Origin of the sequence: Fibrobacter sp. UWH4 (assembly GCF_900142475.1) — a bacterium.
Lineage (GTDB): Bacteria > Fibrobacterota > Fibrobacteria > Fibrobacterales > Fibrobacteraceae > Fibrobacter.
Genome location: NZ_FRAY01000003.1, coordinates 72,929 through 86,314, shown reverse-complemented (window position 1 = coordinate 86,314; position 13,386 = coordinate 72,929). Strand labels below are relative to the sequence as shown.

The 13,386-nt window shown below is 51.3% G+C and carries 12 protein-coding genes; 2 read left to right on the top strand and 10 right to left on the bottom strand.

Going from position 1 to position 13,386, the window contains the following annotated elements; genetic code table 11:
* Positions 1 to 20: 20 nt before the first annotated feature.
* The 7 genes from BUA93_RS05735 to BUA93_RS05705 all read right to left on the bottom strand — a co-directional run bounded on the left by BUA93_RS05735 (position 21) and on the right by BUA93_RS05705 (position 6,645).
* Positions 21 to 425, bottom strand: coding sequence for an ExbD/TolR family protein (locus BUA93_RS05735; RefSeq protein WP_072978215.1), 405 nt, complete (start codon positions 423 to 425; stop codon positions 21 to 23).
* On the bottom strand, positions 425 to 1,204 hold the full coding sequence (locus tag BUA93_RS05730) for a MotA/TolQ/ExbB proton channel family protein (RefSeq protein ID WP_083597239.1): 780 nt from the start codon (positions 1,202 to 1,204) through the stop codon (positions 425 to 427). The genes BUA93_RS05735 and BUA93_RS05730 overlap by 1 nt, the downstream gene beginning before the upstream one ends.
* 39 nt (positions 1,205 to 1,243) lie before the next feature.
* Complete coding sequence (locus BUA93_RS05725) at positions 1,244 to 2,830, bottom strand: MotA/TolQ/ExbB proton channel family protein (RefSeq protein ID WP_254793876.1); 1,587 nt, start codon at positions 2,828 to 2,830, stop codon at positions 1,244 to 1,246.
* Positions 2,831 to 3,625: a DUF3450 family protein gene (locus BUA93_RS05720; protein WP_072978592.1), complete on the bottom strand. Its 795-nt coding sequence runs from the start codon at positions 3,623 to 3,625 to the stop codon at positions 2,831 to 2,833.
* Positions 3,626 to 3,799: 174 nt separating this feature from the next.
* A complete protein-coding gene (locus BUA93_RS05715; RefSeq protein WP_072978213.1) occupies positions 3,800 to 4,537 on the bottom strand; it encodes an ankyrin repeat domain-containing protein in 738 nt (245 codons plus the stop codon).
* Positions 4,538 to 4,679: 142 nt separating this feature from the next.
* Positions 4,680 to 5,270, bottom strand: coding sequence for an inorganic diphosphatase (locus tag BUA93_RS05710; RefSeq protein ID WP_072978591.1), 591 nt, complete (start codon positions 5,268 to 5,270; stop codon positions 4,680 to 4,682).
* Positions 5,271 to 5,373: 103 nt separating this feature from the next.
* Positions 5,374 to 6,645: a BamA/TamA family outer membrane protein gene (locus BUA93_RS05705; protein ID WP_072978212.1), complete on the bottom strand. Its 1,272-nt coding sequence runs from the start codon at positions 6,643 to 6,645 to the stop codon at positions 5,374 to 5,376.
* 153 nt (positions 6,646 to 6,798) lie between these two features.
* Here BUA93_RS05705 and BUA93_RS05700 point away from each other — a divergent pair, with 153 nt between their 5' ends.
* Positions 6,799 to 7,263 (top strand): hypothetical protein, encoded by a 465-nt coding sequence (locus BUA93_RS05700; protein ID WP_072978211.1) that lies wholly within the window; start codon positions 6,799 to 6,801, stop codon positions 7,261 to 7,263.
* Between the two features lie 163 nt (positions 7,264 to 7,426).
* A complete protein-coding gene (locus BUA93_RS05695; RefSeq protein WP_072978210.1) occupies positions 7,427 to 10,108 on the top strand; it encodes an ATP-dependent helicase C-terminal domain-containing protein in 2,682 nt (893 codons plus the stop codon).
* A gap of 55 nt (positions 10,109 to 10,163) precedes the next feature.
* Here the strand turns inward: BUA93_RS05695 and BUA93_RS05690 are convergent, their stop codons facing one another.
* The 3 genes from BUA93_RS05690 to BUA93_RS05680 all read right to left on the bottom strand — a co-directional run bounded on the left by BUA93_RS05690 (position 10,164) and on the right by BUA93_RS05680 (position 13,349).
* Positions 10,164 to 11,720, bottom strand: coding sequence for a choice-of-anchor I family protein (locus BUA93_RS05690; protein WP_254793875.1), 1,557 nt, complete (start codon positions 11,718 to 11,720; stop codon positions 10,164 to 10,166).
* A gap of 26 nt (positions 11,721 to 11,746) precedes the next feature.
* Positions 11,747 to 12,166 (bottom strand): hypothetical protein, encoded by a 420-nt coding sequence (locus BUA93_RS05685; protein ID WP_072978208.1) that lies wholly within the window; start codon positions 12,164 to 12,166, stop codon positions 11,747 to 11,749.
* Positions 12,167 to 12,254: 88 nt separating this feature from the next.
* Positions 12,255 to 13,349, bottom strand: coding sequence for a hypothetical protein (locus BUA93_RS05680; protein WP_139257815.1), 1,095 nt, complete (start codon positions 13,347 to 13,349; stop codon positions 12,255 to 12,257).
* Between the last annotated feature and the right edge of the window lie 37 nt (positions 13,350 to 13,386).

Here is a 13,386-nt window from a genome sequence, read left to right as displayed (position 1 = left end):
ACGAGCGTGCTAAGTTCCTCTTACTCCTCCTTATTTGCCGAGATGGAAACCTTGCGGACCTTGGCCAAGTTACATTCATCAAGGATATCCACCACGACTCCGTTAGGAGCATCGCGGTCACTCACGATAATCACCGGACGGTCAGGCGCTTCGGCCATCATCTGGCGCAGCACCGTGTTGAGCGTCGTCAAATTCACCTGAGTTTCATTGATGTGAATCGTGCCCTGACGCGTCACGCCGATCAGGATACTTTCCTTCGCCAAGTCCTTCGCCGAACTGGCCTTGGGCTTGGTCACGTCAACACCCGTCTCGCGGGTAAAAGTCGAGGTTACGATAAAGAAGATGAGCAGGATAAAGACCATGTCGAGCATCGGCGACACGTCTATTTTTCCTGCGTCCTGCGAACGTTTACGAATAAAGCTCATTATTTCACCTCAGAATTTTCACTATGGATCCCGTCGCTCGTTCCACTCACTCCAGGATGACTTTGGAAGGAAGATTCAGTTGCGTTGCTCCTTTCAGTTCCGAACGCAATTTCGCGCTTTCCAGGATGACTTTCTCCGGCCACGTCAGTTGCATTATTCACTCCAGGATGACTTCCATCAGCGGAAAACACATAAGACTCGTACTTAAGGGCTTCGCTCCACGCCTGTTTCTCGACATTTTCAACGCGGCTCGACAAGAAGTTGTAGGCAAGCATCAGCGGGAATGCCACCAAGAGCCCCGCCTGCGTCGTGAGAAGCGCTTCGGAAATGCCGTCGGCCAACAGCACCGGGTTTCCGAAACCGAAAAGCTGAATCGTCTCGAAGGTATGCACCATGCCGGACACCGTCCCCAAAAGGCCAAGCATCGGGGCAATCGCCGCACAAGTGGAAATCGTCCTGAGCGACCGGGACAAGCTCACCGAAATGCGGTGGCGCGTTTCTTCCATCGCATTGCGAACCGCAACAGGGCCCTGATCGCGATACCTGCGGACATCCGAAGCGAGCGCGTAAAAATAACCGTAGCGACGGCGTTCCAGTTTCCTGAAAGCAGCGTCTTCGCCGTTCTTTTTCAAGGTGCGCCAGAATCCGCCGAGGCCGTTTATGTTTCCGCCTCTCAGCATAAAGTAATAACCGTAGCGTTCAATCATCAAAAACCAGCCGAACCACCCCAGAATAAATATAGGGGCAAGCACCCAGCCACCGCGAAACACGATAGCCATCGCCGCTTCGATAACCGATATTTGATTGACGGCTTCCAATTACTTTTCCTTAATCCAGAGGGCGTTCAGCACAGTAAGACCGGCGCTTTCCATACGGGTGCGTAAGGCATCGGCGCGGTTCATCAAGAAGGTATGAATCAACTGCAGCGGAATCGCTACGATAAGGCCCGCTTCAGTCGTCACGAGAGCAATCGAAATGCCACCCGCCAAAAGCTTCGGGTCAGAAGTACCATGCATCGTAATCACGTCAAAGAGTTCGATCATACCCATCACCGTACCCAAAAGGCCAAGCAACGGAGCCGTCGCTGCAAACACGGAAATCCATGTGAGTCCCGATTCCAGTTTAGGAACATCAGCACTGAACAATTCTTCGAGCGCTTTCTCGGCACCTTCGCGGCCTGCGTAATTCTTGGCAAGCACCGTCTTGAGCACCTTGCCCACCTTGCCGTGAACCTTTGCCGACAACTGACGGGCCGTATCGATATCGCCCTTCTTCAAGGCCTTGATGCAGCGTCTTGTCGAAAGTCCGCCGAAGCCCACCACCATAAGCCACACGAAGCGCCACAGCGCAACCAACAGACCGAGCGCAAACAGAGTCACGATCGGATACATCAAAATGCCGCCGTTCTTGAAGAATTCGCGGAGTTCGTCTTTCCAGGTTTTTTCCTGATGGTTCGCCATTTCCGACGAAAGTTCCGTACTCAAGAGGACATCGACCGGCACCATCGAATAGGCGGAATCCTTCGAACTTGTAAGGGCCTTGCTGATTTCAGACTTCGTATCGGGAGTCAAATTTTCTTGCCAGCTGAAGGCACGCTTCTTTTCGCCCGCCACTGGGAGCATCAACGCCGCCGGATGCAAACCGTTAATGTCGACGGCATTCGCCATCTGCATCGCATAGAGGCCACCCAAACGTAAGCGGCTTCCCTGGGCCACGGCCGAGCCGAAAACAAGCTCCGCATTTTCCAACTGGATTTCACGGGTAAAGGCAAGTTCTCCCTTCGCCACGTTCAAGAGCGCCGTCGCAATGCGAACAGGGTCGTCGCGGTAAAGGCCCATTTCCTTCTTCACCTTGTTCTGCGCTTCTACACGATCGGCAATCTTGAAAGGAATCCCCTGTTCAGCAAATTTTGAAAGGGTTTCCAAGCGTTCGGGACCTGCGGCAAGCGACAGGTACTCGGCACGCGCCTTTTCCGCCTGCAACTTGACCTGGGCCAAATCCTCACGGGCTACACGCACATCCTCGAACAGGCGTGCACGTTCCGACATCAAGGCATCGACCTTTTCCTTGCTTTCGTTGTACTTTTCGTTAAAGAGTTCGCGTTCCTGGTTCGCCGTCTCGCGGTCCTTCCAGCGGGCTGCAACGGCCATGTCACGCTTCTTGCGGGCTTCTTCCAAATCAGCCTTTGCACTGTTCAACGCGGCTCGTTGTTTGACGGCATCAATATCGGCATTCTGCTGCGCGTAAGAGAGCGGAGCAAGAATTGCGAAAGCAGCAACTAATAACGGAAGTAAAATTCGAGTTCTAGATCCTTCGACTTCGCGCTTCACGCTTCGCTCAGGATGACACAGCACCATTCCACCTTTCGCATTCCTCATTCCGAATTCTGCATTCTGAATTTTCATCTATTTGCCCTCCTTCGGAATTGCAACGGGAATCGTCACAAGCCTCGGGGCAGTCTTACCTTCGGCCACCTTCATGACATCCTTCAATACCGATCGCATATTCAAGTCGTCAGATACATTCTTCCAACTGTAACCGCCATCGCTTGTCCGGGCAAGCCAAAGCACGTCGTTCCCGTCGTTGCTCACGAATACGGAAGACACCGCACCATAACGCAGGAATGTACCGGGAACATTGCGGGCATCCACCTGCAAAAAGCCCTTGTAGACTTCGGTCGTGTAACCGAGGCGGATTCGGTCGTAGAAAACCTCGAGGGTTCGGTTGAGGCCGTCGTCGGCCTCGATGAGTCCCTTATGCAGCTGACTCGCAATCTCCTGGACACTCTTGATTGTCTCGTCGTTCCGGTAAGGGAAGTCCGATTCGAACACGGGCACCAGCGAATCAATCACCTTTGCAAGCGATTCGCCATACTTGGCCTTACGGTTTTCAAAGTACTTGACCGTACCCATGGCCTTCTGCCGGGCATCCGCCAGGTTCTTGAGTTCAGCCTTCAGGGAATCGATTTCGGCCTTCAAGGTCTTGTTCTGCGTAGCAAGGGCCTGCACCTTCTTGCGACCGACCTCGACAAACTCGGAATGGCGCTTCTTTTCGGAGTCGTGAAGCGACTTTTCGCGAGCCGTTTCTGCTTCTACCGACTTGATTTGGCGGCGTACGCTCTCTACCGTTTCCTGAGCCTGCGAGACCACACCCGCCAAGCACAGACAAAGAAAGATCTTAGGGAACAAATGAAATTTCATACGCGAAAAATACAAAGAACCGCAGCCACTAGACCACGGTTTCTTTCAAAATAAGTTGAAAAACGAGCATTAGAACTTTGTTGCAAGAACCTAGAGCTTAGAATTATCAAATATTGAAATCGTCTAAGTTCTACAGGCGCAGCGGACTAAGTTCTACCAACTGAGTCGAAGACGTTACTTCTTGGAATCCTTGAAATACTGCGGAGTATTCTTGGCGCCAGCCTTCTTCAGTGCCTTGATCAAGCGAGTATAGCCTTCGTTGGTCGCCCAGTCGAGCACAGAATAGCCCTGACCGCACTTAGCGTTCACGTCGACACCCTTGTTGATGAGGAACATCATGGCATCATACTGGCCATTCTTCACAGTCCAGTGAATCGGCAGGTAACCGTCTGCGCTACGGGAATCGAGCGGAGCACCGGCATCGGCGAGCACTTCGAGCATATCGACCTGACCGGTCTTTGCAGCGAGAAGCACTGCGGTTCCGAGAGTCTGAAGGTCTGCACCTTCGGCCTTGAGCTGGGTCAGAAGACGGTTGACCACATCCTTGTTGCCCATCATTACGGCATTGTCAATCACTGCTTCGCCGTTGCCATTCTTGACATCGGCCTTTGCACCGTGGTCGAACAGGTAATTCAGCACGACCATATTGCCCTTGTTGGCGGCAATAGCCACGGCATTGTTGCCATTGTCTGCCGGGGCATCGATTTCGAAGGATGCCTGCAGGAAAATCGTCATCTTGGCGGTATCGCCACTAGCGGCGTACGAAACAAACTGGTTCGGGGTAAAGGGAATCTGCTGCTTGGTCAGGTACTTGCGCACGGACTGCGGATCGTTCGGGTCCATCTTGTCGTTACAGCCGGTAACGGACATCATCAAAGCAGCGGCACAGAGAGCCAACATCTGTTTCTTCATAAAAATCTACTCCAAAAGAGGTTTTGCTTATTTTTGGTCTAAAAATAAACATTTTTTTGCCAATAGATACAAAAAAACTCTATTTAGAACTTTTTTTTACCAAATAGAGTCCCGCTCAAAGCGTATAGTGAAGAGAATGTCGTTAAATCAGTTCGTCAGGCGGCAAGTGGTCAACACTTTCCGGTTCCTGGTAACAAGTTTCAGGAACCTGAACCTGCATCTGGAAATAGGCCTTATGTGCGGCAATTACCTTTTCGCGGGCAAAGGCGGCGTCTTTCCATTCGCCAATCTGCACATCCTTGCCTTCCAGTTCCTTGTAGTTCTGGAAAAAATTCTTGGTAATGCGCAGGAACATCTGGTCCACATCGGTAATGTCCTTGATCGGGCGCGGATTGAACACAGGTACGCCCAAGACCTTATAGTCCTTGCGACCGCCGTCGGTCATGTCAAGCGCACCAATCACGCGGCAGGTGCAGACCGTCCCCGTCATCATCGAGGCCGGGCTATAAATCAACATATCGATAGCGTCGCCGTCATCAGCCTTGGTGCTCGGGATAAAGCCGTAAGTACAGGGGTAGCTCATGGAGCTCAGCAAGCAGCGGTCCAGGCGGAACACGTGCAAGCGTTCATCATATTCGTATTTGAGGTTGGTGTCCTTGCCGATTTCCACGACGCAGTCCACTTCGAACGGGTACTTGCGTCCAATCGGAAGATCCAGATAGTTAATAGCCATTTGCACTCCAAAGGCCCACTTTGAGCCCATATTATCTTTTTAATATAAATATAAGTCCTAATTTAGCATTTATTAAAAATTTGTAAAGGGCAGTTTACCAAAACTACCTGCTCCGCCAACGTGATGAAGTCACCTTGTCAAAGAGTCCAAAATAAAACGCAGGCTCTCCCCTATCGGGCCTATAACCGACTTCGAATCGGATACGATCTAGCGCCGGGATAACCAAGTGCAGACCGCCATAGACAGCCCCCTCGTAATCGTCCCAGCCGGGTCGGCCGCTATCCCACAAAAGGCTTCCGTCGAAACCCGCCACCAGCTGCACGCCATAGAAGAAGTTGACTCCCATGACACTGGCCGCGTGGCGCTCCATCAAAACAAAGCGCTCCTCGAGCGTCAGCAGGACTTCGTGGACGCCCAGACGCACCGAATCAGCCTCGTCTTCTTTTCCGCCAAGCGCACTGCCGCCACGACCACGGAAAGTATTCGGGCCACCGTGATAGTAATAATCGTAGAATTTCACATCACCCGGACGGTAACGGGCAAGCGCAGTCGCGCCGGTCACGAAACGGCTCAAGGTCCAGTAAGCGCGAGCATCCGTCAAAAGCTCCCAGTAGTTTTCGCCGCCCATATCCTTACAGTTCTTGTCCACAGACATGTCGCAATCGGATTCGTCGCCAAGCCCTACGTGAGTCAGCATGTATTCGTAGTAGACTCCCTTACGGGTATCCAGTTTGCTGTCGCGAAAATCGAAGGCAAACCCCAGACCGAATTCCGGCAAGAAATCAGCATTTTTCAGCACGCGACCGGCAACCGTTCCCAAGAGAGACAGGTGCGGCAACATTTCGTAATCCAGGTCAAGATCTACAAGCCAGCTGTCGTCCTGATAGCCATGGATATCATCGTAGCTATCGGTGCGCAGGAACTCGAAATTCCAACCGAGCGGAACGCCGAACAGGTATGGCGAACTGACATAGAAGGCATACTCGTTATTCTCGAGGAACGGATCTGTCGAAGTACGATACTGCACCTCGGCCCGGATGTCTTCGCCCAGTACATTGAGGTTTGCGAGCGCGAGGCCGATCATCAGCCCGTCGCGGTCCGTTTCCTTCCCTGCCGGGGACGGAATCCAGCGGAAGATTTCCACGAACGAGTATGTCAGAGTTCCGCCATCACACCTAGCCGAGACACTCGTAAACAAGTCCAGGTCTTGCAGGCGGCGCTTTTCAAGTTCAAACTTTTCGGCAGAGAACGTCTCCCCCGCCTTATTCAACAGTTCGCGATCCACCACGCGTTTCTTGGTATGCTCCAGTCCTTCGTACTGAATAGACGAAATGACCGTACCTTCAGGACAAGCCGCAACATCAGCAAAAGCCAATCCCGAAAAAAATGCCGTTACAGCACATGTAAAAAAAACTCTTTTCAAAAGACTTATCACAATCACGAATATAGAAAAAACTCCGAGCCGGGTCCCCTCCCGCATAAATCATTTATTTTTCTATATTTTCTTTCGTAAAGAAAAGAGGTTTTTATGTTAGATTTTCTCGCCAACTATTGGCCCTTCATCGTTGCCCTTGTCCTGATCGTGCTCGGCGTATTCGCTTTCCGCGGCGTCCGCAAGGCCCTCAAGGAAGGCGGTGGCGCTTTCAGCCTTGAAACCATCAAGAAGAATACCGAACCGAACTTTGCCGCCCTCAAGCAGAAGTCCCGCGCCCTCTTGGCCGATGCCGACATGATTTGCGAAGTCAAGGAAGGCTCGCACCTCGTGGTTCCCAAGAAAGAAGACCTCAAGTTCTTCCGCCGCGCCGTGTCCCAGAAGTACAAGCTCGCCATGTTCCTGGTGCCCGGCACCAACAAGGTCGCCTATTTCTTCTGCAAGACCGAACAGGGCCTGCGTCGCCGTATCGACAACCTGGTCATCAACCAGAAGTTCCACGAAGGCAAGAAGCCTTACAACGACGTTGCCACTGGCGAAAAGCTCAAGTTCCCAAGGTAGTAGCGAGCACGGCGCAAAGCGCCTCTGAGCTATGAGGCCGCTCATTTCATTCGCTCTGAGCAAAAAGCACCGAAGGTGCAATTATTAAACCCAAAGGTTTCTTTCAAGAAACCGGACTCACACCTCAAAGCGACCCATTAGGGGAGCGACCTCACGCCTCAATATGAATTACAAAGACTTAGCACTCGCCGAAGAAGAAGGCAAACTGGAAGCCGCGATAGCGGCTTCTCGCAATTTATTGATCGAAGCGCCCACCGGCTCGGGCAAGTCGCTATTCATCCCCTACTTTTTAAGCAAGCATAGCAAAGGCCGCGTGGTCGTATTGCAGCCCCGCCGCATTGCGGCACTCGCACTCGCCCAGTTCTCGGCAAAGCTCCACGGAGAACCTTGCGGCAAGACCGTCGGCTACCAGTTCAGGCAAGACAGCTGCAAAAGCGCAGACACGCGCATTCTCTTTCAGACCTACGGTAACTTTCTGCAAGAGCTCTTGCACGGCAAGCTAGACGCCGACTGGATTGTGTTCGACGAATACCACGAACGCAAAGCCGACATGGACTTGTTGTTCGCGTATTTTCTTAGGGACGCGGCGAAGACAGGCGCTCCTCAGACTCGTATAGCAGTGATGTCGGCTGCACTCAACCGCGATGAGCTGGAAAACGCCCTCGATGTGAAATGCCTGCAACTAGGCCACCCGCTCTACCCCGTCCAGATCATCAACCAGACACCTGCCACGGGGAATTCGCTTGTTTCGGGTGTTGGACTTGACGCCGAAGTGGTGCGGGCGCTCCGTACACTTTACCGCAACAACATCTGGCAGACCACGCTGGTATTCTTACCGGGCAAAGCCGAAATCGCCCGCTGCCACACCGCCGCCGCCGAAGCATTAGGCAATAACTGTGCCGAATTCCTGGAACTCTACGGCGGACAGGACCGCGAAACACAAGACCGCATCTTTGAAGTCACCGAACGCCCCCGCGTCATCTTCACGACAAACATCGCCGAAACATCCATCACTGTTCCGAACGTCACGGGCGTTGTCGATAGCGGCATCGAACGTGTAAGCATCTACGACGACAGCGAAAAGGTGAACGTCCTGCGCACGCTTCCGATTTCGATGCAGAATGCGATTCAGCGCAGCGGCCGTAGCGGCCGTACGCAAAACGGTTGCGCCATTCGCCTCTGGAGCGAAGAGTCCGAAAAGCGCATGCCACAAGGAATTGTCCCCGAAGTCCTGCAGATTGAACCTTCGGAATTGTTGCTGCAAAAAGCGGCTCTAGAATCTATGGACCCTATCAGTCGTCCTACGGACTCCTTCCAGGGTGACAGCAGACTCACACTACCAACGGCGATTCCGGAAGCTCGCGAAAAGACGGCGACCGCACTCCTTGAAAATTTCGGGATGCTTCAGGGCGGCGCCATCACCGAACTTGGCCTCAAGGCAATCCACACACCCGTTTCCAGCATTCCGCTCGCGCTGCTCCTCGCATCGGCAAAAAGCAAAGCCGACCTTCCCGACTTACTTCTCGCCGCACTCGCCTGGATTCATTCCGGCACCGAATTCTTGCAAAAGGCCAAAGTCGCCTACGACATTCTGACTCTCGCAAGCGATACTTTGTCTAAAAGCCGCGACATTCCCCGCGAAGTGAGTTTCACTCTCCGACAGCTCCGCGACTACCGCGACCAGATTGCTTCGCCTACGGCTCGCAATGACGTAAAAGTCGAGTGCAGCGAGACCGCTTGCGGGCTCATTGCCGAGTCGCATTGTCATGGCGCAACGCGCAATGACAAAAACGGCTATTCCACTCACGTCATTGCGAGGAGTGCAACGACGAAGCAATCCACAGAAGCCTTCACCTGCAAGCAATTGCTCAAGGCTTTCCCGGACAGGCTTGCTACTCCGAGCGGTAACGCCTACAAACTCGCCAACCAGAACGTGATTCGCCTGCAGGTTGCAGAACCGCCCTACGCCATTCTCGCCCTCAGCATGCTCCGTACCGGCGGCGGTAGCAAATCGGAACTTAAAGTTAATTTATACGCACCTATCGCCAAGGAACTTCTCGGCGGAGAAAGCGCCAAGACCCGCTACGAGCTCCTGTGGCGCAGCGGTCAAGAAAGATTCATCGGTGTCGAAATCAGCGAATCCGAAAACGCCGACGGTAGCACCACCGAACTTTCCCGCAAAGAAATCCTCACGCAAGAGGCATCGCCTAAGGTTCTCGAAGAGCTCAAGAAACTTACCGTCGATGCATGGCGCGAAAAAATCGAAAAGGAAAACTGGAGCGGCAAGTTCCTGACCGAAGCAGTGCAAACGCAGCTCATCAAGATGCGCCTAGCTGCAAAACTTTACCCGGAATACGGCCTCCCCGAATTCAACGAAGAAGACATGGAACTCATCTTCGACGAATTCGCAAGTGGCAAGTTCCTGCTCCGCGACATCAACGAAGACCGTTACCGCAGTATCGTCGAAGAATATTTCGGCAAATCCATGCTGCAATGGCTCGGCAAGACATTCCCCGACCATTACATGCTCCCCAACGGCAAGCGCGCCCGTTACAGCTACCAAGAAGTCGCCGTTACCGACGACGGGAAATCCGTTCAAAGCATCGAAGGCGTCCTAGTAGAAATCTCGGCCCGTATCGAAGACTTGATGCAGCTCCGCGGCGAACACAAGGTTGCCGATGGAAAATTAAAAGTCCGCTACGACATTCTGGCACCGAACTTCCGCACCATCCAAAAAACATGGGACTTGACCGGATTCTGGCAAAACACCTATGCCGAAGTGCGTAAAGAGTTACGCGGCCGCTACCCCAAGCACCCATGGCCCGAGCAGGTAATTCAGAATTAGGAATTCGGATTTCGGAATTATTTTCAACTCTGAATTCTGAACTCTGAATTCCGAATTATTTCACCGTATAAATCGTCAGTGTTTTGCTGTATTCATAGCCCACAACAAGCAGCGCCTGATCCGCGAGCGGGCTCTGATCTGCCGGAATGAACAAAATACCTTCGGGGCCGCGGTCCAGCGGATCCAAGTAGTAATCCACCAACTTCGGCGCTTCCGGTTCGGTAATATCAAAAACAGCAATACCGCTGGTGCGTTCCAAGCCGACAAAGGCGTAGCGGCGACGGCCCACCTCGCCCACGGCGACGTTTTCTGGTTCGCAGCCCTTATCACTGCTGCGCTTGTCCATTTTCACTTTGCCCTTTTTGGAATTCCAATTGAAATATTCCGGTGCAATCTTAGCCAAGACACGTTCAAACATTTCACCGGAATCCCAAATGAGTTTTCCCGTTTCACCATCGAAAACACTCACGGAGCGAGAGCCAAACGTATAAGCGTATGGACACTTGCCATTATGCGTGCGGAATTTGCCTTCATCGCAGCGTTCCAGCGAACTGACAGACAAATCCTTCAGTTCCGTCGTTATTTTTTCCGTAAAAACGGTTTCATCTAAACGGCCCTGTGCCACAAGTTCCTGCACGCTCGTTACATCAGTCCAGGCCTTGTAATCGTTGACAGGAGCGCCCTCGTTTGCGGTCAACACAAAGTGTCTGTCCCCCGCCATGAAAGAAGCAATGCCATCGGGCTGACGCAATCCACGCAGCGGATAATAATTCTTGATATTGATTTCACCGTCACTGACGGCATCCAGCGAGAATCCATTTCTGGAATGGTCCACAAAACCCAGCGGGAAAACCTTCTTGATTTTCTTGGCGGGAACATCAATAACAGCCATGGCATTGTTTTCTTGCAGGCTCACCCACGCCACCTTGGAATCGTCAGACACCGTAATGTATTCCGGTTCCAGCGACTTTAAAAAGCCCTGGTTTCCAGGAGCGCGTACGCCAGCCTTTTTCAGCGCATTCGTGTCGAGATGGTCAAAGCCGGCCACAGTAAGTTCCGCAGTCTTCCAAGATTCGGCATCTGCCTTGGGAACCGACAAAAAAGCAACCCCACCCTCGGGGTCTACCGCAAAATCCGAGCTAGGCGATCCTTCGCAAGCCACCAGCAAATTCTTGCCATCGGGCGTAAACTTGATCATATCCGGCTGGCTGCAGACCTTGTACACTCCAAGCACTTCAAGGCTATCGGTGTAGCGCATCACCTGCACCTGGCCTTCGCGCCATTCTTCAACTTCAAGCATGCTAACCGCAACCAGGTCATTATGGACTGTCACGCTAGAGGCATTTCCCTGAACCGAAATTTCGGAAATCTTCTTGGCGACGCCAGGATTGCTTAAATCAACCACCTCAACCACACCGCCATCGCCCACCACAAACAATTTATTCTTAGAAGGCATAAAAGCCGATATCTCGGCGGTTTTCATCGAAATCGTCGTAAGCGGAGCAAGAGAATGCCCCCACTGGAAAGGCCCCGCCAAAGAAGCCCTCATCTTCGCAAAACAAAAGCCTGCGCACAAAAGCAGGCTCACACAAACAGCTATAAACTTATTCATTCTCGCCTCAAAAAAAGTAACCCCAATCACTTCATAATAAGCCACATAATCAGGAGTCCTATACCGATACCCCCCAAGAAAGAAGACGATGTCATCATCGCCGCATTACGGTGTTCTTCATCCTCTTTTTCCTTTTTCTTTTCGTTCACCTCGATCGATGTACTGAGCATCCGGGCACAAGTTTCATTGTCTTTCTTGACGGTATTGTAACTTTTCTCCCAGTTTTCACTTTTTGCCTTTTCCGTATCAATCACGGCCCGCAAGGAATCCTTTTCTACGGTACAAGCGTTATCTTGCACCTGCATGATGCTGTCACGCACGGCAAGTTCCTGTTTCAATTCAGTCTCTGCAGTCGAAATCTGTGAAGGGGCAACAGCATCTTCGGCCATAGCAAACGAACCACAGAGCACAAGAGAAACCGCAAGAATTTTAGCAATACGCATCATAGTTCAAATATACAAAACCCAATCAATAAAAGAAAAATGAATAATGTTAAAAAACATTATTCATCATTCATTATCAATACTTGATTTATTACGGCAACTCGACTTGTTTTTTCCAACGGCCGTCCAAGCCCTTCACGTAATACACGCCCGGAGTAAGCGATTCACCCGCCTTGACTTTAGAACCATCAAGCCTACGAACCTCTCGTGGACCGTTAAACACACGCGGGGCAACACCAAGACGACCGATAATCGTCGATTGTTCCTCACTAGACGAAGACTCCTGTTCTGAACTAGATGTCTGCACATAGCTGCTCGAAGAGTTTTCTTTTGATGTAGAACTGCTACTTCCGTAATAAGTCGAGGAGCAAGACAACAGCGGATTATCACCACAATTCCAAGGACCGGCGCCGCTATAAGAACTCGACGAAACCGATTTTTCAGACGAACTAGAAGTAGCGTTGCTCGAAGACGACTCCTCGGAAGAAGAAGAAACCGGCTGATTCTTATTCGGATCCGTCAAGACAACATGAAATATCTGCAGCTGGACCTTCGAAATGGAGTCTGGAATGTTTAAAGATTGAATCGAGCTTTTCACCGCCGACAAGGAATCCATAGCAACAACAGCAGTATAAGAAAACTTAAGACCTCGATAATAAAGTGCTAATGAATACCACCAGTCAAAATTGAGCTCAAACGTTCTTGAAACCATCAATTCTTTACTAGAATAAGAGTTGTTTTCGGGAAGCGAACCTTTTCTAATTGCGAGTACGTTGAAAGAATTCGTTGCGTCGAAACCCGGAAATTGGTATTGGTTGACATCCATAATCATGGTTGCGTAACCACTGTCATTATTGACAAACGACCATTTATCAATAGACCACGTCGCATACTGGAACAACTGGTTTCGGCTTTCTACGCAGCTAGCCTTTATGGACTCAGGAAGTTTTTCCATGAATTTTCCATTGAGCGGTTTCACATCTTGATAGTCCTTGAAAACCGTTTTCTTGACGGAATCAGAATTGGACAGATCTTTCGAGCCGTACCACAAGGTTTCTTCAATCTGCTGCAATTGCAAAGTCACTTCCTTTGCACCTAGCGTATCGCAGATATTGCGAATGTAAGGTTCAGCTTCGGCAAAAGAGAACGCCATTGCAACCATTACCAAGCAAAGAATTCGTTTCATCACGTTAAACCTCCACTTTTCCCTAAATATAACCACT

Coding starts and splice junctions, on each gene's coding strand:
- BUA93_RS05730 (WP_083597239.1), bottom strand. CDS start 1,204: ATGGCTATCGTGTTTCGCGGTGGCTGGGTGCTTGCCCCTATATTTATT.
- BUA93_RS05715 (WP_072978213.1), bottom strand. CDS start 4,537: ATGAAGAAACAGATGTTGGCTCTCTGTGCCGCTGCTTTGATGATGTCC.
- BUA93_RS05680 (WP_139257815.1), bottom strand. CDS start 13,349: ATGAAACGAATTCTTTGCTTGGTAATGGTTGCAATGGCGTTCTCTTTT.
- BUA93_RS05700 (WP_072978211.1), top strand. CDS start 6,799: ATGTTAGATTTTCTCGCCAACTATTGGCCCTTCATCGTTGCCCTTGTC.
- BUA93_RS05720 (WP_072978592.1), bottom strand. CDS start 3,625: ATGAAATTTCATTTGTTCCCTAAGATCTTTCTTTGTCTGTGCTTGGCG.
- BUA93_RS05695 (WP_072978210.1), top strand. CDS start 7,427: ATGAATTACAAAGACTTAGCACTCGCCGAAGAAGAAGGCAAACTGGAA.
- BUA93_RS05725 (WP_254793876.1), bottom strand. CDS start 2,830: ATGAAAATTCAGAATGCAGAATTCGGAATGAGGAATGCGAAAGGTGGA.
- BUA93_RS05735 (WP_072978215.1), bottom strand. CDS start 425: ATGAGCTTTATTCGTAAACGTTCGCAGGACGCAGGAAAAATAGACGTG.
- BUA93_RS05710 (WP_072978591.1), bottom strand. CDS start 5,270: ATGGCTATTAACTATCTGGATCTTCCGATTGGACGCAAGTACCCGTTC.
- BUA93_RS05685 (WP_072978208.1), bottom strand. CDS start 12,166: ATGATGCGTATTGCTAAAATTCTTGCGGTTTCTCTTGTGCTCTGTGGT.
- BUA93_RS05690 (WP_254793875.1), bottom strand. CDS start 11,720: ATGAATAAGTTTATAGCTGTTTGTGTGAGCCTGCTTTTGTGCGCAGGC.